Source organism: Chryseobacterium caseinilyticum (genome assembly GCF_014837145.1).
In the GTDB taxonomy this organism is placed as follows: Bacteria; Bacteroidota; Bacteroidia; order Flavobacteriales; family Weeksellaceae; genus Chryseobacterium; species Chryseobacterium caseinilyticum.
In genome coordinates this window covers 1-23,153 of record NZ_JACYFS010000008.1, presented here as the reverse complement: position 1 = coordinate 23,153, position 23,153 = coordinate 1, and the positions used below count along the sequence as shown (strand labels likewise).

At 36.1% G+C, this 23,153-nt stretch carries 23 protein-coding genes; 12 read left to right on the top strand and 11 right to left on the bottom strand.

Features of this window, described 5'->3' with window-relative positions; genetic code table 11:
• The first annotated feature begins 29 nt into the window (after positions 1-29).
• The 3 genes from IC610_RS17805 to IC610_RS17795 all read left to right on the top strand — a co-directional run bounded on the left by IC610_RS17805 (position 30) and on the right by IC610_RS17795 (position 3,585).
• The gene (locus IC610_RS17805; protein WP_191738043.1) at positions 30-2,651 is read left to right on the top strand and encodes a putative LPS assembly protein LptD; all 2,622 of its coding nucleotides are present in this window, start codon (positions 30-32) and stop codon (positions 2,649-2,651) included.
• A 113-nt stretch (positions 2,652-2,764) separates the two neighbouring features.
• The gene (locus tag IC610_RS17800; RefSeq protein WP_056074412.1) at positions 2,765-3,145 is read left to right on the top strand and encodes a RidA family protein; all 381 of its coding nucleotides are present in this window, start codon (positions 2,765-2,767) and stop codon (positions 3,143-3,145) included.
• Positions 3,145-3,585, top strand: a complete 441-nt coding sequence (locus tag IC610_RS17795) for a hypothetical protein (protein ID WP_191738042.1) — start codon at positions 3,145-3,147, stop codon at positions 3,583-3,585. The genes IC610_RS17800 and IC610_RS17795 overlap by 1 nt, the downstream gene beginning before the upstream one ends.
• Positions 3,586-3,651: 66 nt before the next feature.
• On the opposite strand, the gene IC610_RS17790 is transcribed toward IC610_RS17795, so the two are convergent.
• A complete protein-coding gene (locus IC610_RS17790; RefSeq protein ID WP_056074408.1) occupies positions 3,652-5,175 on the bottom strand; it encodes a trypsin-like peptidase domain-containing protein in 1,524 nt (507 codons plus the stop codon).
• A 327-nt stretch (positions 5,176-5,502) separates the two neighbouring features.
• Between IC610_RS17790 and trhO the strand changes: the two genes are divergently transcribed.
• Both trhO and IC610_RS17780 read left to right on the top strand, forming a co-directional pair.
• A complete protein-coding gene (gene trhO / locus IC610_RS17785) occupies positions 5,503-6,867 on the top strand; it encodes an oxygen-dependent tRNA uridine(34) hydroxylase TrhO (protein ID WP_191738041.1) in 1,365 nt (454 codons plus the stop codon).
• A gap of 4 nt (positions 6,868-6,871) precedes the next feature.
• Positions 6,872-7,447 carry a 5-formyltetrahydrofolate cyclo-ligase gene (locus tag IC610_RS17780; protein WP_191738040.1) on the top strand — a complete coding sequence of 192 codons (576 nt, stop codon included), beginning with the start codon at positions 6,872-6,874 and terminating at the stop codon, positions 7,445-7,447.
• Here the strand turns inward: IC610_RS17780 and IC610_RS17775 are convergent.
• Both IC610_RS17775 and IC610_RS17770 read right to left on the bottom strand, forming a co-directional pair.
• Positions 7,396-7,977, bottom strand: a complete 582-nt coding sequence (locus tag IC610_RS17775) for a hypothetical protein (protein WP_191738039.1) — start codon at positions 7,975-7,977, stop codon at positions 7,396-7,398. The two genes, IC610_RS17780 and IC610_RS17775, sit on opposite strands and share 52 nt — an antisense overlap.
• Complete coding sequence (locus IC610_RS17770; RefSeq protein WP_191738038.1) at positions 7,961-9,130, bottom strand: hypothetical protein; 1,170 nt, start codon at positions 9,128-9,130, stop codon at positions 7,961-7,963. Before IC610_RS17770 ends, IC610_RS17775 begins: the two co-directional genes overlap by 17 nt.
• Before the next feature lie 182 nt (positions 9,131-9,312).
• On the opposite strand from IC610_RS17770, the gene IC610_RS17765 reads away from it, so the two are divergent.
• Complete coding sequence (locus IC610_RS17765; RefSeq protein ID WP_056074397.1) at positions 9,313-9,543, top strand: hypothetical protein; 231 nt, start codon at positions 9,313-9,315, stop codon at positions 9,541-9,543.
• A 76-nt stretch (positions 9,544-9,619) separates the two neighbouring features.
• On the opposite strand, the gene IC610_RS17760 is transcribed toward IC610_RS17765, so the two are convergent.
• A complete protein-coding gene (locus IC610_RS17760) occupies positions 9,620-10,387 on the bottom strand; it encodes a TrmH family RNA methyltransferase (protein ID WP_191738037.1) in 768 nt (255 codons plus the stop codon).
• Between the two features lie 164 nt (positions 10,388-10,551).
• Between IC610_RS17760 and IC610_RS17755 the strand changes: the two genes are divergently transcribed.
• The gene (locus tag IC610_RS17755) at positions 10,552-11,289 is read left to right on the top strand and encodes a trypsin-like serine protease (protein WP_191738036.1); all 738 of its coding nucleotides are present in this window, start codon (positions 10,552-10,554) and stop codon (positions 11,287-11,289) included.
• Positions 11,290-11,310: 21 nt separating this feature from the next.
• Here IC610_RS17755 and IC610_RS17750 read toward each other — a convergent pair whose 3' ends face one another.
• From IC610_RS17750 to IC610_RS17720, 7 genes are all read right to left on the bottom strand, one after another.
• Complete coding sequence (locus IC610_RS17750) at positions 11,311-12,687, bottom strand: DNA recombination protein RmuC (protein ID WP_191738035.1); 1,377 nt, start codon at positions 12,685-12,687, stop codon at positions 11,311-11,313.
• A gap of 85 nt (positions 12,688-12,772) precedes the next feature.
• Entirely contained in the window at positions 12,773-13,231 is a 459-nt protein-coding gene (locus IC610_RS17745) for a hypothetical protein (protein WP_191738034.1), read from the bottom strand.
• A gap of 2 nt (positions 13,232-13,233) precedes the next feature.
• A complete protein-coding gene (locus IC610_RS17740) occupies positions 13,234-13,989 on the bottom strand; it encodes a DUF5995 family protein (RefSeq protein WP_191738033.1) in 756 nt (251 codons plus the stop codon).
• Between the two features lie 56 nt (positions 13,990-14,045).
• Positions 14,046-14,252, bottom strand: a complete 207-nt coding sequence (locus tag IC610_RS17735; RefSeq protein ID WP_191738032.1) for a hypothetical protein — start codon at positions 14,250-14,252, stop codon at positions 14,046-14,048.
• A gap of 267 nt (positions 14,253-14,519) precedes the next feature.
• Complete coding sequence (locus IC610_RS17730; RefSeq protein ID WP_191738031.1) at positions 14,520-14,861, bottom strand: YciI family protein; 342 nt, start codon at positions 14,859-14,861, stop codon at positions 14,520-14,522.
• 308 nt (positions 14,862-15,169) lie between these two features.
• Positions 15,170-16,348 (bottom strand): nicotinate phosphoribosyltransferase, encoded by a 1,179-nt coding sequence (pncB, locus tag IC610_RS17725; protein WP_191738030.1) that lies wholly within the window; start codon positions 16,346-16,348, stop codon positions 15,170-15,172.
• Positions 16,349-16,442: 94 nt separating this feature from the next.
• Positions 16,443-16,919 (bottom strand): Dps family protein, encoded by a 477-nt coding sequence (locus tag IC610_RS17720; protein WP_191738029.1) that lies wholly within the window; start codon positions 16,917-16,919, stop codon positions 16,443-16,445.
• Between the two features lie 106 nt (positions 16,920-17,025).
• Between IC610_RS17720 and IC610_RS17715 the strand changes: the two genes are divergently transcribed.
• The 5 genes from IC610_RS17715 to rpsJ all read left to right on the top strand — a co-directional run bounded on the left by IC610_RS17715 (position 17,026) and on the right by rpsJ (position 22,081).
• On the top strand, positions 17,026-18,609 hold the full coding sequence (locus IC610_RS17715; RefSeq protein ID WP_191738028.1) for a glycosyltransferase family 39 protein: 1,584 nt from the start codon (positions 17,026-17,028) through the stop codon (positions 18,607-18,609).
• A 111-nt stretch (positions 18,610-18,720) separates the two neighbouring features.
• Positions 18,721-19,134 carry a 30S ribosomal protein S12 gene (gene rpsL / locus IC610_RS17710; RefSeq protein ID WP_027383325.1) on the top strand — a complete coding sequence of 138 codons (414 nt, stop codon included), beginning with the start codon at positions 18,721-18,723 and terminating at the stop codon, positions 19,132-19,134.
• A gap of 23 nt (positions 19,135-19,157) precedes the next feature.
• Positions 19,158-19,634, top strand: a complete 477-nt coding sequence (gene rpsG, locus IC610_RS17705; protein WP_034962875.1) for a 30S ribosomal protein S7 — start codon at positions 19,158-19,160, stop codon at positions 19,632-19,634.
• A gap of 6 nt (positions 19,635-19,640) precedes the next feature.
• On the top strand, positions 19,641-21,758 hold the full coding sequence (fusA, locus tag IC610_RS17700; protein WP_191738027.1) for an elongation factor G: 2,118 nt from the start codon (positions 19,641-19,643) through the stop codon (positions 21,756-21,758).
• A gap of 17 nt (positions 21,759-21,775) precedes the next feature.
• Positions 21,776-22,081 carry a 30S ribosomal protein S10 gene (rpsJ, locus tag IC610_RS17695; protein WP_002661363.1) on the top strand — a complete coding sequence of 102 codons (306 nt, stop codon included), beginning with the start codon at positions 21,776-21,778 and terminating at the stop codon, positions 22,079-22,081.
• Positions 22,082-23,153 lie beyond the last annotated feature (1,072 nt).

The following is a 23,153-nucleotide window of genomic DNA, read 5'->3' as shown; positions in this document are numbered from 1 at the left end:
TTTTGACCCCAAATTATAGCAAACAAAAATTGGACAAAACCGTCTTCAAAAATATATTACAATTTCTTATTATCCTAATTTTTAACAGTTTTTTAGCACAGACAGTGCCTCAAAAATTGCAGAGAAATACGGTAATAAATGATACCATACCGAAAGTGGTAAGTGACACCATCACAAAAAAAGATACAATAGTTCTGCCAAAAGAGTCTTTGGAAGATGTACTGCGTACAAAAGCCGATTCCAAAAGGAGAGATGTTCCGAAGAAAATGATTTATCTCGTACAGAATGCGCAGGTGAAGTATCAGGATATGCAGATTGATGCAGATTATATCTCGATTGATGAGGAGAAAAATATTATCTACGCGAGAGGAAAACTGGATTCTCTAGGGAAAATAACAGAGCTGGCTCAGGTTGACCAGGCAGGAAAGAAATATGAAGTGGAAAGCTTCAGCTACAATACCAAAACAAGAGAAGCTATTGCCTACAACGCAAGAACCGAGGAAAGCGAAGGTCTGATTGTGGCCATTAAAACCAAAAAGTACAACGACTCTGTCTTCGTAATGCGCCATGCGGAGTTTACAACTGATAAATATTATATCGATAAAAAAGACAAGCGGCCCGATTACCATCTTTTGGCTTCACACATCAAAATGCAGAAAGGAAAAAGCAATTCTACCTTAATTGTAGGTCCTGCACAAATGTATATAGAAGATGTGCCAACGCCTTTGGTAATGCCGTTTGCTATTCTTCCGTTTTCAGATAAACGTTCTGCGGGGATTTTGATTCCAAGTTTCGGGGAAAGGGAAGATGTTGGATTTTTCTTAAATGGTTTGGGGTATTACCAGCCCATTGGCGAGCATTTTGACCTTCGGGTTTTGGCTGATATTTATACAAAAGGAAGCTGGAATTTAAGACCGGAAATGAATTATATCAAGAAATACCGTTACAACGGAAATTTCGCCGCAGATATTGGTAATACAGTCCGCGGAATTAAAGGACTTGATAATTACAGCAAAACAGGAACCTACAGAATCGCGTGGAGACATACTCAGGATACCAAAGCTAATCCGTTTCTAACGTTTTCTGCTTCAGTGGATGTTACCAGCCAGACGTTCTACAACAATACGGTGAACAATAATTATATTATGGATCAGAGCGTGCTCAGAACCCAGCAGAATTCTACGCTCACGCTTACCAAAAGATTTTTAACATTACCGATCACGATTACCGGAACGGCTTCCTACAATCAGAACTTCGCGACAGGATTGGCGGATCTCCGTCTTCCACAGATGAATATTGCCATCAACCAGTTTTATTTATTCGGATCCAAAACCGGAGTGAGGCAGGGTTTACTGGAGAATATCACCGTAAATACAGGGATTAACCTTACCAACTCTGTAAGCACTGAAGAAGGCGAGCTTTTCACCAAAGCCATGTGGGATAAACTGCAGACCGGTGTGAGAAACAATATTGCTTTGGGAACCAATACAACGATTGCCAAATATTTTACCTTCAGTTTAGGAGCCAATATTGATAATGCTTTAACTACAAAAACCCTTACAAGAGCATATGATCCCATTGAAAATAAAGTGGTTGATCAGGTGAATAAAAGAGTTGCAGGATATTCTACGTTCAGCACAAGTGCTTCATTGCAAACTACGCTTTACGGGATGCTAAACTTTAAAAAAGGTGGAGCAGTAGAGGCAATCCGTCACATGATGATGCCGAGTTTGAGCTTTTCTTATTCTCCGGATTTTGGTGCGCCGGGCTTTGGATATTTCAGAAATTATTATGATGCAGCAGGTGCTTTGACGCCTTACTCAATTTTTGATATGGGAATTGTCGGAAGTCCTGTATCAGGCGAGGTAGGAGCGATGGGATACAATATTTCGAATAATATCGAGATGAAAATTAAATCTAAAAGTGATTCTACAGGCGTAAAAAAGATTAAAATATTTGAATCACTCAATATTAATGGTAACTATAATTTCTTAGCCAAATCTCATCCATTTTCAATCATCAACGTAACGGGACAGACTTCTCTTTTCGATAGTAAATTAAGCATCAATACAAGTCTTGCGATTGAACCTTATAAAATTTTGTTCGTTCCTGGTACAGATACCGGCATCAGAACAGAAGATTTCGGGTCTTTCAGTGTACAGGGTTTCAATGTGCAAATGTCTTATCCTTTAAGCAGTGAGATTTTTCAGGACAAAAATGAGAAAAAGGATCTTTCTAAAATTTACAATAAAAAAGGTGAGATCCGTAATGAAAATTATTATTTTGATGATGACAACTATGCCCACTTCGAGCAAACGTGGAGTCTGAATGTGAATGCAAGTTATGCTTACACAAGAAATTTAACAAGAGAAGGCACAAGAATTGCCTCCGTAGGTTTAGACGGAAATATGAAGCTTACACCATTTTGGAATGTTACCGGAAGCACGCACTACGACATGATTACAGGTAAATTAGCTTACACAAGAATCGGTTTTGCAAGAGATCAGCGAAGTTTTACAATTAATTTCAACTGGGTTCCTTTTGGCCAGTATAAAGTGTATGACTTCTTTATCGGAATTAAAGCAAATATTTTAAGTGACGCTCTTAAGTACAAAGACAGAAGTTTTACGCAGCCAAATGCTCCGTTTTAAGATCATCATTTAATTAAAATAGAAATTTTATATTTGCAGCCAAATTAAAATCACGGATTGACAGATTTTAAAGCAGAATTTAATTCTTCAAAATATTTGAAATATATCTAATAATGAAAACAATTATCAACACAGAAAATGCTCCGGCAGCTATCGGACCTTACTCTCAGGCAAATTTTGCCAACGGAGTTCTTTATATTTCAGGTCAGATTCCGGTAGATCCTTCAACGGGTAAGCTGGTAGAGGGAATCGAAAAGGAAACACATCAGGTAATGAAAAATCTTGAAGCAATCCTTACTGAAGCAGGTATGACTTTTAAAAATGTTGTGAAAGCTACCATTTTCCTAAAAAGCATGGATGATTTTGCTGTAATGAATGATATTTACGCATCGTATCTTGACGCAGAAAGCTATCCGGCGAGAGAAACTGTACAGGTTTCATGTCTGCCAAAAAATGTTGATATCGAAATCTCAATGATTGCACATCAGGATTAATGAATTTTCTAAGAAATACATTAGCGGTTCTGGTAGGTCTTGCAATTGCAGGGCTTATGATTACTCTTGGGATAAGAGCATTTCCGCAATGGGTTACTTTCGATGCTTTTGCTCCGTTTGAGCACTGGCAGCGCTTTCTGGAAAGCATGAAGGGCGAGGATGCCTTTTTCGGTTTTCTTCTTTTTATTTCAGGTTTGGGGACCACGATCGGAGGTGTTGTTACGGCCATGATAGTGAAGTACGCAAAAGTGGCTTACGCAATCTTAATTGGTTTTATTATGCTCTTTATTGCGATGCTGGATATCATCATCTTTCCGTACCATCCTACATTTTATAAGATAAGTATATTTCTTACCTTTTTTCCTTTTGCCTGGCTCGGGGGAAAAATTGTTTCAGTGATTTACGAACGAAAAAATAAAAGACTTAAACTTAAATCATAAAAAAATTGCCGCTTCAGTAATGAAGCGGCAATTTTTTATTTAGTTCCAAATTGATTTAAGATTGATTTAAGGCATTTTAAATCCTTTGGTGTATATCCTTCCATATTCGTCTACAAATTTCACCTGTACGTTACCTTTGTAGTTGTTAAGAATTTTTTCTACATCACCCTGCGAGTTTACCGGCTTGCCATTGATTTCGATGATAATGTAATTATCTACAATTCCGATTTTTGCCATTTCTCCACCTTCGATTACGCCTTTCGCAACAACACCGCTGTTAAGTCCGTAATCAGTTTTGAATCTGTCGCTCAGCTCGCTAAAGTCTGATCCTATTTTTTCACTCACACTCAGATCTGCTTTCGTTCTGGTAGAAGTACCTCCTTTCTGATCTTTTAGTGTAACCGTAGTTGTATTTTCTTTACCGTTTCTCAGATAGGTCAGCTGCACTTTATCACCAGGTCTTCTGCTGCCCACAGCTGCAGAAAGATCTGCAAAATCTGTTATAGTGTATGAATCTACTTTTGTGATAATATCTCCTTTTTTCACACCTCCGTCTTCAGCACCGCTGTTTTCAGAGAACCCTGTTACATACATTCCGTTTCCGGCTTTCAGGCTGGTTTTCTGTTCTTTGTTGTAGGCTGCTACCAACTGATCATTAGATAAGTCTAAAGTCATCACTCCAAGGAAACCTCTTTGTACAATACCGAATTTTTTGATATCCTCAACAATCTTTCTGGCAAGATTTGCAGGTACCGCAAACCCGTATCCCTGATAATATCCTGTAGTAGACTGAATCGCAGAATTGATTCCGATAAGTTCTCCGCTTGCATTCACAAGAGCTCCACCTGAGTTTCCGGGATTAATCGCTGCGTCGGTCTGGATAAAGCTTTCAATAGGATTGCTTGCTTTCCCCTGAGAGCCCAGAATACCAATTCCTCTGCCTTTTGCTGAAACAATACCTGCAGTAACTGTCGAATTTAAACCTAAAGGATTTCCTACTGCCAACACCCACTGTCCAACTTCAATATTATCTGAATTGGCAAAGTTCAGGAACGGAAGTCCTTTTTCTTCGATTTTTAATAATGAAATATCTGTATTCGGGTCAGTTCCCACCAAAGTTGCGATGTACGCTTTTTTATTGCTTAAAACCACTTCAAGCTTGTTGGCTCCTGCCACAACGTGGTTGTTTGAAATAATATATCCATCCGGAGAAATGATCACACCAGATCCCATTCCTGATGGCATATTATCCGGTGCCTGCTGCCTTTGTCCGCGCTGATTTCTTCCACCCATAGGGTCGCCGAAAAAGAAATCCCACATATCCTGCTCAGAAGCTCTGCTGGATGCTTTATTTTGATAATTTTTAATGCTCACTACCGCAGGCACAGTAGCCTTGGCCGCTTTGGTGAAATCGTCGCCTACGGCTGCGGTATTCATTCCGACAAAAGATGTGTTGCCTGATTTTGTGAAGTAAGATTGGTCTGTCATGCCGGTGCCGTCATTAAAATACTGCTGAACACCAACTGTGGTAGCTCCGGAGATAACTCCCACTACTGCAAAAGGTAATAGTTTTTTTAAAGTACTCTTCATTGTATATCTTCTTTGATTTATAATTAATAAGTTATTTTTATGTAAACAAATTTAATGCTAAATAAGTAATCAATTCATTTAAAGTGTTTCAGTTTTAACTAAAATTTAACTGCATTTATAGCATTTTAAAGTTTAAGTTGTAATTTGAGTCTTGCTTTAACTAAACTTAAAAATTTATTAAAGTCAAATTGTCATATTTTAGATGTCAGACATCTGCCTAAAGTTAAATCCTGCGTTGTAAAATCTGTCACACGGTAATTCTGGCATTATTAAATTGATTTAAATGCTTATATTTGCAAAAATTTTCTCACTTAAAACGTTTATAGCATGCAACTGTACAACACCTTAAGCGCAGAAGAAAGAGCTAAGTTAATCGATGAAGCTGGTAAGGACCGTCTTACATTGTCTTTCTATGCGTATGCCAAAATTCAGGATCCCCAAAAATTCCGCAACGACCTTTTTATCGCCTGGAACGCACTTGATGCATTAGGACGTATTTACGTTGCCCATGAAGGAATAAACGCTCAGATGAGTGTGCCGGCAGACAATTTTGAAGCTTTTAAAGATACGCTCGAAGCATACGATTTCATGAGAGGGATCAGATTAAATGTTGCGGTAGTGCATGATAACCATTCATTTTTAAAGTTAACCATTAAAGTTCGGAATAAAATTGTTGCCGACGGTTTGAATGATGAAACCTTTGATGTTACCAATAAAGGTATTCATCTGAAAGCTCAGGAATTCAATGATATGCTTGAAGATCCGAACACGATCGTGGTCGATTTCAGAAATCATTATGAGAGTGAAGTGGGGCATTTTGAAGGTGCCATCACTCCGGATGTAGAAAATTTCAGGGAAAGTTTGCCGATTATCAATGGTCAGCTTCAGGATTTTAAAGAAGATAAAAACCTTTTGATGTACTGTACCGGAGGAATCCGCTGTGAAAAGGCGAGTGCTTATTTTAAACATCAGGGTTTTAAAAATGTTTTCCAGCTTGAAGGTGGAATCATTGAATATGCAAGACAGATCAAGGAAGAAGGCGTTGAAAGTAAATTCATCGGAAAAAACTTTGTTTTTGATCACCGTCTGGGCGAAAGAATTACGGACGACATTATTTCCCAGTGTCACCAGTGCGGAAAGCCCTGTGATAATCACACCAACTGTGCCAATGATGCCTGTCATCTGCTGTTTATCCAGTGTGATGAATGTAAAGCTGCAATGGAGAATACGTGCTCAACGGAATGTCTTGAAACTATTCATTTGCCTTGGGAAGAGCAGGTCGCCAAAAGAAAAGGACTGAAAGTCGGGAACAAAGTATTCAGAAAAGGAAAATCTGATGCACTCAAATTTAAAAGTTCAGGTGATCTGTCTACACAAACTTTAGGGAAAGCCGAAAGCAAAGATATCCGTCAAAAAATTAAGATTAAAAAAACCTTGATCGGGAAAGCGGAACATTACTATTCAAAATCAAAAATCGCTCAGTTTTTACTGGAAAAGGAACTTTCAGTTGGAGACAAAATATTAATTTCCGGACCTACAACAGGAGAACAGCAGGTTGCAGTTACAGAAATTTATGTTGATGGAAATTCTTGCCAAACTGCAAAAGCAGGAGATCAGATTACTTTTGAACTTCCGTTCAGAGTAAGATTATCGGATAAAATCTACAGAATTTTAGAATCTGAAAAGGCTTAAACTGATGCTGAAAGCTGAACTTAGAAAGAAGTATTTAAACAAAAGAAAAGCCTTGTCAAATGATGAGGCTTTCGTGTTTTCTGAAAAGATATTTACAAATTTTGTCGATTATTTTAAACCTGAATCCGGACAGAAAATTCACATTTTCATTCCGATTGAAAAGTTTAATGAAATCAATACTCATATTTTTATTGATTATTTTTTAACCCGAAATATCAGAGTTTTTGTACCTAAAATTGTGGATATGAAGTTGATTTCAGTTGAGATTTTTAGCGAAACTCAATTTGAAATCAACAATTGGGGAATTTCCGAACCTGTTTCTATTGAAGATTCAGGAATTTCAGATTTTGATTTTGTTATCACACCCTTGCTTTACTGCGATGTAAAAGGAAACAGAGTAGGTTACGGCAAAGGTTTCTATGACAGTTTTTTTGAAAGTATATCTGAAGATTCAAAAAAAATCGGAGTTAATTATTTTAACCCCGATGAATGTATTGATGATGTCTGGAAAGACGATATTCCTTTAGATTATTTGGTTACACCAACCGATGTGCTGTCTTTTAAGGGAGGTTTTGAGTAAAAATTGAGAAAGTAAAACTTAAATTCTTTATTCTTCTGTTCCGGTTTTGAAACCAAAGTGTATTGAGCGTTTCTCTCAAAAATCCCGATAGATTTGTTTTTAGAATCGAGATATTCCACATTAAATTTAGCAAAATCCAGGGTGTCCTGATCCTTGATTTGTTTGAAAACATTGATGTTGCTCACTTTTATTTTCTTCACCTGCAGACTTTCAAGCTCTTTAAACATTCCCTGAAACGTTGTAGAATCTGATTTTTCAAAGTACTTTTCGATTTTGGCGTAGATGGCTTTGTCGATCTCTGTTTTTTTATTTCCGGAAAGATATAGAGTCGAAAGATCCAGAACGTCCTGTACTTTCTGCATGGTGATGGCATTGATTGCCTGTGCGCTGTCCATCTTCACAGAAATATTCTCAGTGTTTCTAAGCTTCTCAAGGTCGCTTACGGTAGGGGTTTCATCTTTTTTCTTGCAGGCAATCGCTGTGATGCCAAGAAGTATCGTCAAAAACAAAAAGTTAGGGATTATTTTCATTGTTTGAGATTTTAAATTTTATAGATACAATTTTTCCTTTGTTATCCTTTTTCATTTCGATAACATTAAGGTTTTTAAGGGATGTTGTCGGTGTGGTTACGAGGGTGATGTAATCTTCTTTGTCAAGAGCTTCCAGACCGTAGATGTCGCTGTCATACACCTGAGTAATCACAGCGGCATTGCTGATCAGGTTTTCGAGCTGTTTTCTTTTCTGCTGTATCAGTTGCTCAGAATTTTCACCTTTAATGTCTTTGATGGAGAAATAGTAGAGTGCCATTTTATAGTCGTCTGGTTTCAGCTCAATGGTTTCTTCCTTTGGGGCGTTTTCAAGGTTTCTGTTGACTTCCAGGTTCTCATACACTGCCGAGCTGATCTGCATTTTTATTGCTTTATCCTTCGATGCATACACGAATTTTTCACCTGGCTTTATTCTGTAGAGAATAGGAGATTCATTTTCCTTGATAACTTTTATTTCAATATCACTCTGTACGCCCTGATTTCGGTCGGCGTCAGTAAAATGATACGTATAAGTTTTCTGAAAAATTTCATCTTTAAATCCTAAAAGTCCCAGTAGTATCACGAAAACGGAGCTTGCTGCAATCCATGCAGTTCTTTGGTAGCTTTTTTTTGCTGGTGTAAAACGTTTATTTTCTGTTACCTCATTATTTTGCGGAATTTCTTCAACTGATTGATTATCAATATCCGATTTTTGTAAATCACTCAAAACAGGCTCGGTTTTCACCGTAGAAACAGTATTTTCCTGATTTTCCTCGAGGTTGACTGAAGCCGACACCGTTTTTTCTAATTCCTTCAGGTCACTTTCGCTTAAATCTTCCTCATCCTTCAGTAATTCTCCGACAAAAAGATTCTGTTTTTTGAAATCGTACCATGAGTCGAAACCCGCATAAATACTCAACAAATTAAGCATGTCGATTCTCGGAAGTTTGGTGACTGGAGAAGATTTAAAATAAGTGTAAAAAGATTTTTCACTGATGTTTCCCTTCGCCTTTTTTCGCAGATCTTCCTGAAAGTAGATGATATCAATACCTTTCCATTTTGATATTTCATCAAATGAAGGGGTATATTCGGTTAAATACTGAGCCTGAACCGATTTTTTCAGTTGCTCAAAGTGTAATAAATCCAGATCAGTCAATTTTTAAAATATATTTAAAGTATTGATTTTCAATTAAGTTTAATTGTAAAATTGTTTTACAAAGTTATTACAATTGTTTTTCATAAACAAATTTTTCATCTGCTATACCTTTGTCTTGTTCAAATAACGGAACAGAAAAGAGATTTTAAAAAACAATATTAACAAATTAAATTTAATTTATTATGAAAAAGTCATTATTCGTAGCTGCTATCGCTGCTATTTCATTAGTTGCTTGTAAAAAAGGAGATGCTACTGAAACTAACAAAGATTCAATCGAAGCTAACAAAGATTCAGCTGTTGAAGCTATCGATTCTGCTGCTTCTGCAGGTAAAGATTCAGTTAAAGCTACTGCTGATTCAGCTAAAGCTGCTGTTGATTCTACAGCTAAAGTTGCTGCTCCAGCTGCTCACTAATCAGTTACGAACTGAAAATAAAAGAACCGTTTCGCTCAGCGAGACGGTTTTTTTGTGCTCATTATTAAGATTTATATTATGACTTCTTTTGTTTTAATGTTTCGTAGCATGTAATCGCCACGGCGTTACTCAAATTTAAAGAATCAATGCTTCCACTCATCGGAATTAAAGTATTTTGACCTTTCCCATTCCAGAACTCACTTAAACCGGAATGCTCTGTGCCAAACAGGACCGCTGAGCGCTTGGTGAAATCTTTTTTATACAAGTCATCAGATGATTCATCCATAATCGTGGTATAAATGCTGAAATCGTTTTCCTGGAGAAATTTATAAACATCATTATTTTCTGCCTGAAAGATTTCCATTCCGAAAAGACAGCCAACGCTTGAACGGATGACATTTGGATTGTAAAAATCTGTTTTTCCGTCGGCGACAATCAAAGCATCAATACCGAAAGCTTCGCAACTTCTTAGAATTGCTCCCAAATTTCCCGGTTTTTCCACACCCTCTACAATAATTACAGTCGAATCTTCTTTAGGTTTAAAATCATTTAAATCTGATTCTTTGGTTTTATAAACTCCAATTATTCCTTCGGAAGTTCCGCGGTAAGCAATTTTTTCATAAACCTTATCATTGACCAAATGTGTTTTTTCATTCGGAAGATTCCCTTTAAAAATGTTTTCACAAATATAAAATTCCACTGGCTCAAAATTGTATTTCAAAGCTCTTTCGTTTTCCTGTTGACCTTCCACGACAAAAACATCAGCCTTTTTTCTGAATCTGTTGTCCGTTAAAAGTTTGGTAATGTGTTTAATTTTCTCGTTTTGAAAACTCTCGATAATCATGATTGCTCAGTTATGAATGATAATTGATGCAAAAATAAGATTTTAAAAGTTACTCGCCTGTCATCATCAGTAAATTAGTATTTGTTTTAGGTTGAGTTTTAATACGGACGGAAAATTCATAAGCAGTATAACGTAAATTGTTTAAATTAGCTAAAACTTGTGGTATGAAAATCATTAATATTTTGGCAATCGTTATTTTCTCATTGTACAGTTGTCAAAATGCAACTTCAAAAAAGGTATTTAAGGAGATTTCATTGGTAAATAAAATTGATTTTAATGATGATAAATTAAATCAGCCACGGTTTGCGTGTGGATTTTTGATGCAATATAATAATGAAACCTTTGCTGTTACGGCCAAGCATTTATTGCAGATAATAAAACCAAAAGAAATGAAAACTTTAGCATTTGAAAATCACATCAAAAGTTGGTCATTTTATGTATTGGATAAGAAAGATAAAACCGTTACAACGAATTCTCTTTTAAATAAAAATGAATCTGAAAATTTGAATGACAAATCGTCATACAGTAACGATTGGCTTGTTTTCTCAGTTAAACAAAATAATTCAGATGTCGAAGTATTAGAAATAAGGGATAAGCCGCTTCTTGTCGGCGAGAAATTGTATGTTGTTGGTTGGACCAGAACAATGGAAGATGGCCCACAAAGAGTTTATGAATTTGAGTATTACAAAACCATCAATAACAGAATGTTGCTTAAGGATGTTGTTGTTCCGGAAAAATTCGGCGGCTTAAGTGGTGCTCCTGTAGTTGACGAATATGGGAAATTAGTTGGGATTGTCTCTGGTGGTACAGAAGATCCGGATACAAAGAAAAAGTATTTTTCGCCATGTACTTTGGATAACCTGTTGTCCTTTTTAGATCAATATCAAAAGCGGAAAAAATAGTTTTACGAGTTTTTATTTATATCATTCAATGGAAAGCTGTTTAAATTCATCGTTATCGGAGCTGTCTATCAAACTTTGTGGAAGTTCTTTTTTGTTTTTGATTCCCAAAGATTTCAATTTCTGAGTTTGAGAAATCAGATTATCATTACCTGTTGAAAGCTGTTTGAATGCATCATTGTAAACATTTTTAGCCTGATCCAGATTCTTCCCAACTTTTTCTAAATTTTCTACGAAACCGGCAAATTTATCATATAGTTTTGCGCCACGTTCCGCAATTTCCAAAGAATTTCGGTTTTGGTATTCCCGTTTCCAAAGATCAGAAATTAGTTTTAAAGAAGTAATTAGATTGCTTGGATTTAAAAGTAAAATCCGTCTGTCGTAGGCAAAATTCCACAGGTTTTGGTCGGCTTGCATGGCTGCGATGTAAGCCGGCTCGCTCGGGATAAACATCATGACAAAATCTAAAGATTTTCCGTAATCGTCGTATGCTTTTTGACTGAGTTGATTGATGTGATTCTTTATGGAAGATAAATGCTGATTGATTTTAATCTGATAAATTTCAGGATCTGTTTCATCAACCAATTCTGTGAAAGCGGTCAGAGAAACTTTAGAATCTATGATTACATTTCTTTCATCCGGATATTTTACAACGGCATCCGGACGCATTTTTTTACCCGAAAATTCTGAAAATAGGGCTTTGTTATCTTCGTCTCTAAGCTCATGTTCCAGAAAATATTCTCTACCTTTTACCAATCCGGATTTTTCCAGAATACTTTCCAGAATCATTTCTCCCCAGTTTCCCTGAGTTTTGCTTTCGCCCTTTAATGCTTTTGTCAGTCTTTTGGCGTCTTCAGAAATCTGCTGGTTGAGTAACGCGAGTTCTTTTACCCGCTCTCCAAGTGAAAAACGTTCCTTATTTTCCTTTTCGTACGCTTCGTTGACCTTATTTTTTAAGTCATTAATTTTTTCCTGAAAAGGTTCAAGAATATTTTTAAGATTATTTTGATTTAAAGCAGTAAACTTTTCTGTTTTCTCCTCTAAAATTTTATTAGCCAAATTTTCAAACTGAAGTTTTCCTTCTTCCTGAATTTTTTTTGTTTCTTCTTTTTGAGTTTTCAGAAAAGTATTTTCGGCAGAAGTTTTTGCAAATTCGTTTTTTAAATCATTCAAAAGGTCAGCCTGTTGAAGATTATTTTCTTTTTCAATTTGAATAATTTGTTCTAAATCATGAATTTTAAGATTCAAATTTTCTAAATCTGCATTAGATTTAATATTTAAATGATTGAGTTCATCAAAAGAATTTCGTGAAACCATCGAAGATTTCAGATAAAAATAAATGATTATTGAGCTTAAAATTCCTCCAATAAAACAGCCGATGATCAGGTAAGTGATTTCCATTTTTCAAAATTACAAAACTATGAGCTGATGAAGAAAAATTTATATGTTACAAATTGACAGGTTTTAAATCAGTTAGATTTAAAAATTAAGGAATAAAATAAAAATAGAAGAACGCTCCCAAAAGCACCCCAAATATTAAGGTGCTACAAGATGTCAATAACAAGAAGGAACAAAATTTGAAGTCAAAGTCTCTTAATGATTTCTCTTTTTCTGCCTTGTCGTATTTTTTATTTTCTGTAAATCTACAAATGCTTATGATGTGTGTTAATGAATCTGAAGAAAAATATAAATGAAATATTGAGCAAGCTGTTGATATTATTAAATAAAATAAACTGCCATACAACATACTGCTTAATTTGTGAAAGTTGTCAACTAAGCATATATTGTTAGTAGGTGGATCAAAGATAATCTTCTTTAATAAAAATCCCATTATTCCGATGCAGATTAAAGATATTCTTGTTAGTTCTTTAGAAAATGCTTGGTATCTATCTAAAATTTCTACATCAGCTTTGTATAACTCTTCGTTTAACTTGTAATTTCTCATGATCATATGGTTTTTGTTTTCTCTAATATCTCAATATTTTTCACCACATCACTGCTTTCGCATTTCTTAAGCTCTTTTGCCAAATTGGAAGAAAGTAATTTAGGATAAAGAATTTGTGAAGCGACTTTTGCAGCTGCATAATCTACAATTCCGACGACGTTTTCTTTTAAAAAGTTGGGTGTGTTGGAAGAAATTACAGCCGTAGCCCATGATGTATCTCTAGCTTTTGAAATTGCAAAATCTAAAACTGCATTATCTTTTCCGTTGGATAATTTGTCGATTAAATTCACGGGATAACAAATTTTATTTAGAGAATCTTGTACGTTTTGATTAATTGAAGCAATCACAGAATTGATCCTTTCAAAATCGGTTTTCAGCGGATTGATTTTTCTGTAAGGCATTATCGACGCGGCGGAGATTCCCAAATCTAGATTGATATGCGCATTCATGCCTAAAAATATGTGTTGAAGAATTAAAAGGTCTTTGTTTTTGGTGGCTTCAAAAGCTAAAAACCATGCGTTGGTGCATTTTTTTCCTTTAGAATAGTTTTCCCAGGCATCTAGATATCTTGTTGCAAAAGCGATGTCGAGCAAAGTCATTCTTGGGTTGTCTTCAAACTTTTTCTGCTGAATTCCTTTTAAAACCTGTGCGGTCATAATTCTGTAGGTACAGGCAAAATATCCGATTGTGCTTTTATTTTCTTTGCTCCAGATGATGATTTCGTCTAATTTTTTCAGGACTTCTTCGATGGTTTTCATATTGGTTTAGTTTTAAATAAAGATAGGAAAAAGCCAGCGGTTTTGTGAGGTTGTATTTATTTTAATATTTTATATTCATATAAAAATTGACAGTCTTTTCCTAAATATCCAAACATTCCCCATTTTTCGTTGTTATAATACTTCATGTTTAGAAGCAAAAATTCATGATTTTCGGTTTTAATACGGATGTTGCTTGACAATGGCACTTTTTCAAATGGAAAATTAAACTGGATTCTATCTTCAGAATTGTTTGCGATTTCCATTGAATCAACTTTCTTTTAATTTTGAATCAAATACAGTTTTATATTTCGCACACTTTTAGTCATAACACTGTCAGAAATTTCTATAGTGGGTTGATCAAAGATATATTTACTATCTGAACATTCTCTATTGTCAGCCACACTCCGTTCTCTGCTGGTAGAAATCTGATAATAAAAAAATCCTGCAATAATAGAAACGATCAACAGTAAAATTCCAAGAATAATCAGACAGCCTTTCAAATATTTATTCATAAAAATTTTATTGAATTTTTAAGGATTTTCTTTTGCAATTTCATCATGGTGCTTCAGATACAGAGGCAACGCTGCAGAACCGTACCAGGGGAATATTTCATAATTAAAAATTCCGGCAGCTACGGCGGGATCGGTTTTTACCCAGGATTCTGCTTCTTCTTTCGATTTTGTATTGAAGATAAACATACCGCGATAGTCGCGTTGATTTTTCTCTGAAAATGGTCCGGCAACAATCACTTTTCCTTCTTTGGCAAGTTTTCCGATGTTTTCCATGTGGCCTTTCATCAGATTGGCTTTTTTCTCTTTGTCGTCGATTTTTGCTGTTCCGGTGGTGAGCATTACAATCGTGTAGCCTTTCATTCCGTATTGGTCGGAGCCTAAAGAATCGGCGAGTTTTTGATTGTATTTTGAAACGTCTCCTTTTTTTGCTGAGCCGGAACCAAAAAACTGATTGAAAATAATGATAAAAGGGAAAATTTTGATTTCCTATTGTATTTTTTAATTTTTATTGCTGCGAATTGCACGCGCCCCGACCTGAGTGGAGCTCTTTTTATTTGGTGGGGGAGAACCCTGCCAGCGTTTCAAACGCTGGCAGGGTTGAGCGTTGGAAATAAAAAGCGGGAACGGAGGGCGGAAACAGGCGCCCAAATAATATCTAAGCTTAATTTTTAATCTTTTATTCTCAAAAATTCCTTCGCCAGTTCAATCATTTTCGGATCTCCGGTGTATTTTCCGTGTTCGTCGGAAAGTTTTACTGTTGGAATCCATTCTTTGTTTAAAGATTGAACTCCGATTAATTTCATTACAATATTCATTGGTTTTAAACCTACATCATTAGTTAGATTCGTACCGATTCCGAAAGAAACGCCTATTTTTCCTCTGCAGTAGTTTGTGATTTCCTCTACTTTTTCGAGATTCAGATTGTCGGAAAAAATAATGTATTTAAACAGGGGATTGATTCCGTGGCGTTGATAGTGTGCGATTGTTTTGTCGGCAAATTCCAAAGGATCTCCACTGTCGTGACGGACACCATCGAACAGTTTTGCAAATTTCTTGTCGAACTGCTCAAAAAAGACGTCCGTTGTGTAAGTGTCTGAAAGTGCAACTCCGAGATCACCTCTGTAAACATCTACCCAGTGCTCGAGCGCGAGCTTGTTGGCCATTTTGAATCCAAATTCGGCACCGTGGAACATGAACCATTCGTGGGCGTGGGTTCCGATTGGTTTTACACCGTATTTCATTGCGAAATGAACATTTGAACTTCCGATAAATGTGGAATCTTTTTTTCGGGTCAAAGCTTCCATTACAAGGTTCTGAACTTTGTAGGAATGTCTTCTGCGCGTCCCGAATTCTGCGAAATTAACTCCTAATTTGTTCAGGGAATCTGCTTTTTCAAGCGTTTTATTCATTACAATTTCATTGGAGTCTCTTTCCAGATGATTCATTTCGTAGTGCAGTTCGCTGATTAAGGCCAGCAAAGGCACTTCCCAGAGAATCGTTCTGTACCAAAGTCCTTCCACGGTTACGGAAAGCTCGTTGTCGGTCTGTACAATTTTTACTTCAGACGGGTCGTAATGATAGCCTTCTAAAAAATCGAGGTAAGGTAAATCTAAGTAAGGGCAGGTTTTAGCTAAAAATCTTTTTTCTTCCCGGGTAAGTTTCAGTTCGGCCATTTTGCTGACCACTTCTTTCAAAGCAACATCGAAACCCTCAGGGAAATGATGTTTTCCGCGGTTGATGAATTCGTATTTTACGGTTTGGCTTGGGAATAATTTTACCACTGCATTCTGCATGGTAATTTTATAGAAATCGTTGTCGAGAATGGAGTTAAACGTCATGTTTTGCATATTGTGTAATTTTAACACAAATTTAAATATTTAAAAATAAAAACCGTCTAAATGTAAGACGATTTTTTAAATTCTCTTGAATTTTGTTCGGTTTTTACTTTCCTAAATAAGAATTGTACATCCATACTTCTTTTTCCTGTTCGGTAATATAGTCGCTCATCTGGGAATTGGTTCCCTCGTCGCCAGCTTCATCGGTAATGTTTAGAAGTTCCCGTTGTAAATCGATCACCACTTTGAATGAGTTTAAAATGATCTCAACACTTTTGTTTCCGTTATTCACTTCTCTGCTTTCTTTGATGGTTGAAACCTGAAGGTAGTCTGAATAGTTGTGTGCCGGAGTTGCTCCTAATGTTAAGATTCTTTCAGCAATTTCGTCAATTTTTAAAACCAGACTGTTGTAGAGTTCCTCAAATTTCGGGTGGAGGGTAAAGAACTGTTCGCCTTTGATGTTCCAGTGGGATCCTCTCGTGTTTTGGTAGAAAACGGAGTAGTTGGCTAAAAGTATATTTAGTTTTTCTGAAATTTTCTGGCAGTCGGCTTCCTGCAAGCCGATGATATTCGCATTTTTCATAATATTAATTTCTAATGACAATTTCAATTGTAAATATTATGCCGAAAAAGGGTGTGGCTGATTGATGATGATTATCTTTGCTATTTTTACAGTAAATCATTTTTAAATGAATATTCCGATAAATCCTGTTAAGACATTTTTAATTTCAATGCTGCTGTTTATGGCAGTTTGCTCAGGATATTATTTTTTATCGCTGACTAAAACAGACGGTCATTATATATATGTAATCGATGATGCTTACATTCATTTGGCAATGGCTAAAAATTTTGCGCTGCACAATGTTTGGGGTGTTACGAAATACAGATTTTCTTCCAGCTCATCTTCGCCGCTGTTTACTTTTATGATTGGGATTTTAATTAAAATTTTTGGCAATAATGATTTGATCCCGCTGCACTTCAATATTGTTTTTTCAGGTGCGGTTATTTTTATTTTAAATAAATTTTACTCAAAATTATTTTCATCAGACTTAAAAATTATTTCGGCTGTTGTTTTCACCTGCTTATTCGTCACACTTCATTTACAGGTACTGATCGGGATGGAACATGTGTTTCAGGTGTTTGTGTTTGCTCTGAATGTTTTTTTCTTTTATCATTTAAATCAGAAAAACTGGGCTAAATACGGCTTTTTCATTTCACTGCTTTTCCTCGGACTGATCAGGTTTGAAAGTATGTTTTACTTTGTAGTTCTGGCATTTCTTTTCTTTTTAATTAAAAATTTCAGGTACGGAATTGCTGTTCTGATTCTTGGATTTCTGCCAATTGCGATATTATGTCTTTTTAATCATTCCCAATCGGGCTATTGGTTTCCGAATTCTGTCGTGGTAAAAGGTACCGCCGTGCATTTTAATTCTAATTTTATCAGGGAAATGATCAGTATCATAGATTACAAACTGATTTCCAGTAACAGTCTTTATAAGATTGGGCTGTTTCCTATTTTAATAAGCGCATGGTTTGTATTTCAAGACCGGAAAAAATCTTTCAGGGATATTCTGAAGCAGAATTTTATGCTCATTGTTTTGTCAGGCACATTTATTCTACACTGTTTATTTGCTGAAACCAAATCGATGTTCAGGTATGAGGCTTATATTATTGTTGGATTTTCCATGGCTGTGTTTGAGCGTATTTCAAGAGATTTTGTTTTCGTAAGTTTTTTTAAGTTTAAAAATGTGCTGATCAGCGGTTTTCTTTTGGCCAATTTCGTTTTAATGATTTACAAATCCTCTGTTTCTCATAAAATGCTGGTTTTCGGGAATAAAAATATTTATGAGCAGCAAATTCAGTCTGCGAAATTTCTTCATACCTATTATAATGATGCAAAAGTAGTTGCTAATGATATCGGAGCTGTAACCTATTTTACGGATATTCATCTATTGGATATCGTAGGATTGGGATCTGCTGAAACCATTCCTTTTAATGGTAATGAAGTTACGTTTGATTACCGGTTTAAAAATTTTCTTACTCAGTATACAAAAGAGAAAAATTTTGACGTTGCCATTATATATGATCATTGGCTGAACGGTCAGATTCCGGATACATGGAAGAAAGCAGCAGATCTTAAAATCAGCGATAACGTAAATACTGCCGGAAGTACAGTTTCTGTTTATTCTATTGACAGCAGAGATTTGGAAACTTTAAAAACGAATATCCGGAATTTCAAATGGAACAAAAATGTTCAGGTGATCATAAAATAGGAAACGTAAGTTTCTGTGAACTAATTTTTAAGAATGTAAATTATTTATTTGCAACTGCTTGCAGATTAAAAAATTATTCATACTTTTGCACCCTAAAATAAAAGCAATTAAATGCCTACTATTCAACAATTAGTTAGAAAAGGAAGAGTCGCACTTACCAAGAAGAGTAAATCGGCTGCCCTTGATTCTTGTCCACAAAGACGAGGTGTATGTACGAGAGTATATACTACCACTCCTAAGAAACCTAACTCTGCACTTAGAAAAGTTGCAAGGGTGAGACTTTCAAACGGTAAAGAAGTTAACGCCTATATCCCAGGTGAAGGACATAATCTTCAAGAGCACTCGATAGTATTGGTACGCGGGGGGAGAGTAAAAGATTTACCAGGAGTAAGATACCACATCGTAAGAGGTGCGTTGGATACTGCTGGAGTAAGCGGAAGAACTCAAAGAAGATCTAAGTACGGAGCTAAGAGACCTAAACCAGGTCAGGCAGCAGCTGCACCGGCTAAAGGAAAGAAAAAATAATCATTAAATAAGGTACAGAAACAATGAGAAAGACAAAAGCGAAAAAAAGACCGTTGTTACCAGATCCAAAGTTTAATGATCAATTGGTAACTAGATTCGTAAACAACTTGATGCTTGACGGTAAGAAGTCAATCGCATTCAAAATATTCTATGATGCATTAGATATCGTAGAAACTAAAAAAGGAGAAACTGAAAAGACTGCCCTTGAAATCTGGAAAGATGCATTAACTAACGTTATGCCTCACGTAGAAGTACGTTCCAGAAGAGTAGGTGGAGCTAACTTCCAGATTCCTATGCCAATCAGAGCTGACAGAAAAATTTCTATGGCTATGAAATGGTTAATCCTTTACTCTAAAAAGAGAAATGATAAGTCAATGGCTTTGAAATTGGCTAACGAAGTGGTAGCTGCTTCAAGAGAAGAAGGTGCTGCTTACAAGAAAAAATCTGATACTCACAAAATGGCGGAAGCTAACAAGGCTTTCTCACACTTTAAATTCTAATTAGAAATGAGTAGAGATCTTAAATTTACAAGAAATATTGGTATTGCTGCGCACATTGATGCCGGTAAAACTACCACTACAGAAAGAATTTTATTCTATACAGGAGTAAATCACAAAATTGGTGAGGTTCACGATGGTGCTTCTACAATGGACTGGATGGAGCAGGAAGCAGAAAGAGGTATTACAATTACTTCTGCTGCAACTACTTGTTCTTGGAATTTCCCAACAGACCAGGGTAAACCGGTAGCTGACACTAAACCTTACCACTTCAACATCATCGATACACCGGGACACGTTGACTTCACAGTAGAAGTAAACAGATCTTTGAGAGTATTGGATGGATTGGTATTCCTTTTCTCTGCAGTAGATGGAGTAGAGCCTCAGTCTGAAACAAACTGGAGACTTGCTGACAACTACAAAGTTGCAAGAATGGGATTCGTAAACAAAATGGACAGACAAGGTGCTGACTTCCTTAACGTGGTAAACCAGGTTAAGACGATGTTAGGATCAAACGCAGTTCCAATCGTTTTACCAATCGGTGCTGAAGAAGATTTCAAAGGTGTTGTAGACTTAATTAAAAACAGAGCGATCATCTGGGATGAAGCTGGACAAGGTGCTACTTTCGAGGTAGTTCCAATTCCGGAAGATATGAAGGATGAAGTTCTTGAATACAGAGAAAAATTAGTAGAAGCTGTTTCTGAATATGACGAAACTTTGATGGAGAAATTCTTCGAAGATCCGGATTCAATTACAGAAGAAGAAATCAATGCTGCATTAAGAGCTGCTACTATCGATCTTTCTATTATCCCAATGACTTGTGGTTCTTCATTCAAAAATAAAGGAGTACAGTTTATGTTGGATGCAGTATGTAAATATTTGCCTTCTCCATTGGATAAAGATGATATCAAAGGTACAGATCCAAGAACTGACGCTGAAATCACAAGAAAACCAGACGTAAAAGAGCCTTTCGCGGCTTTGGCATTTAAGATTGCTACCGATCCTTTCGTAGGAAGACTGGCATTCTTCAGAGCATACTCTGGAAGACTTGATGCAGGTTCTTATATCTTGAACACCCGTTCAGGAGATAAAGAAAGAATCTCAAGAATCTATCAGATGCACGCTAATAAGCAAAATCCTGTAGAATATATTGAAGCAGGAGATATTGGTGCAGCGGTAGGTTTCAAATCTATCAAAACCGGTGATACTATGTGTGATGAGAAAAACCCGATCATTTTAGAATCGATGGTTTTCCCTGATCCGGTAATTGGTATCGCTGTTGAGCCTAAAACTAAAGCTGACCAGGATAAAATGGGTAACGCTTTAGCTAAATTGGCTGAAGAAGATCCTACTTTCACAGTGAGAACTGATGAAGCTTCTGGACAAACGATCATTTCTGGTATGGGTGAGCTTCACCTGGATATCATTGTTGACCGTATGAAGAGAGAATTCAAAGTTGAAGTTAACCAGGGACAACCTCAGGTTGAGTACAAAGAAAATCTTACAAAAGTTGCAAGCCACAGAGAAGTTTACAAAAAGCAGTCAGGTGGTAAAGGTAAATTTGCTGATATTGTATTCGAACTAGGACCAGCTGACGAAGGTAAAATCGGTTTAGAATTCGTTAACGAAATCAAAGGTGGTAACGTTCCTAGAGAATTTGTTCCTGCAATTGAAAAAGGCTTTAAAGCTGCAATGAAAAACGGTCCTTTGGCTGGTTTCGAAGTTGAAGGTATTAAAGTTACTCTTAAAGACGGATCTTTCCACGCGGTGGATTCTGATGCACTTTCTTTTGAATTAGCTGCAAAATTAGGATTTAAAGAAGCGGGACGTGCTGCTAAGCCGGTAATTATGGAGCCTATTATGAAACTGGAAGTTGTAACTCCGGAAGAATATATGGGTAACATCATTGGTGACCTTAACAAGAGAAGAGGTACAATCAGTGGACAGGAAGAGAAGAACGGTGCCGTTGTAATCAAAGGTTCAGTTCCATTATCTGAAATGTTCGGATATGTTACGACTCTAAGAACACTTTCATCAGGAAGAGCTACTTCTTCTATGGAATTAGAGAAGTACCAGGCTACTCCTCAAAACGTTGCTGAAGATATCATTGCTAAAGCAAAAGGTTAATTTTTTAAATCAAAGAAATGTCACAAAGAATCAGAATAAAACTAAAATCTTACGATTACAACTTGGTAGACAAGTCTGCTGAGAAGATCGTAAAAACGGTAAAGGCTACTGGTGCTGTTGTAAACGGACCAATTCCATTGCCAACGAACAAGAGAATCTTCACAGTGTTGAGATCTCCGCACGTAAACAAGAAAGCTAGAGAGCAGTTCCAGTTATCAGCTCACAAGAGATTGATGGATATCTACTCTTCTTCTTCTAAAACTGTTGATGCTCTAATGAAATTAGAACTTCCTTCAGGAGTTGACGTAGAAATTAAAGTGTGATAATTTAGCCAATGGCTATAAGCTAATAGCAATTAGCTTTACACTTTGCAACTATACTAAATCCGTTCTCGCAAGAGAGCGGATTTTTTTTGTAACAGGAAGATCTATTTCATTTAAAATATTATAACATTTTATTTTTCTGTATTTTAGTTTGAAAAACGATTATGAATAATGGAATTTTGATAAAATTAACTAAACTGTTTTATCTCATAAATTGGAGTTAATATAATGTAATAGTAGACTTTTTTTGTAATAGTTGGATAGTTTTAGTTTTGAAACGTTAAACAAATAAAATATTAACGTTTATGAAAAATTACTATCAGTAGCAGCTTTGGGAGTTGCAGGAGTAATGAGTGCAAATGAATCTAAAACGACCAAACAGAGGTTTTAGAAAGTAAAACAGAAGTTTTGAAAGAGGTAATGATCAACAATTAAAATTCCAAATTAACGTAAAGTTAAAAATTTAAAGCTGAATTGGGTTTTCATATGCTACGGTAAAGAGTTTTTAATCTGGATTTACACGATTATGTTAATGAGGATGAATAAAATGCCGATGCAGCATGCTTTACCGATCAGCAACGTAAAGGAATCTTTGTAAAATCAAAAATTTTCCACTTTTCAGAATAGAAAATTCCAACTTACTCCAAAGGAATAAAACGTTTGTATCGAAAAAAAACCGCCGTATTCCATTTCATTCGGTTGGTGTGCCATCTGTTTAGAAAGAACATCCAAAATCACAAAACTCCGCCTGCCGCACAATCTCCCCCGTACACGCTTAGAAAATATATTTCCCTTATCAGGCACTCCGTAGGAGTGCTATCTGTGTAGAAAAGCACATTCCAAAATCACCGCACTCCATCGGAGTGCCATTTGAATCCGAGTTAAAATAATCCTCCATCCCACGATGCGCATCTCAAATCTCAAACATCAAATTTCAAATCTCACCCGCACCCTCCAACCCTCCAACATATTTTCTCTCCACACAATCAGGCTGTTGCTTAATTATGTTAAATAAATATGAATAAAAGTTTGGTGGGGAATGTAAAAGTTTCTACTTTTGCACCACTGAAAA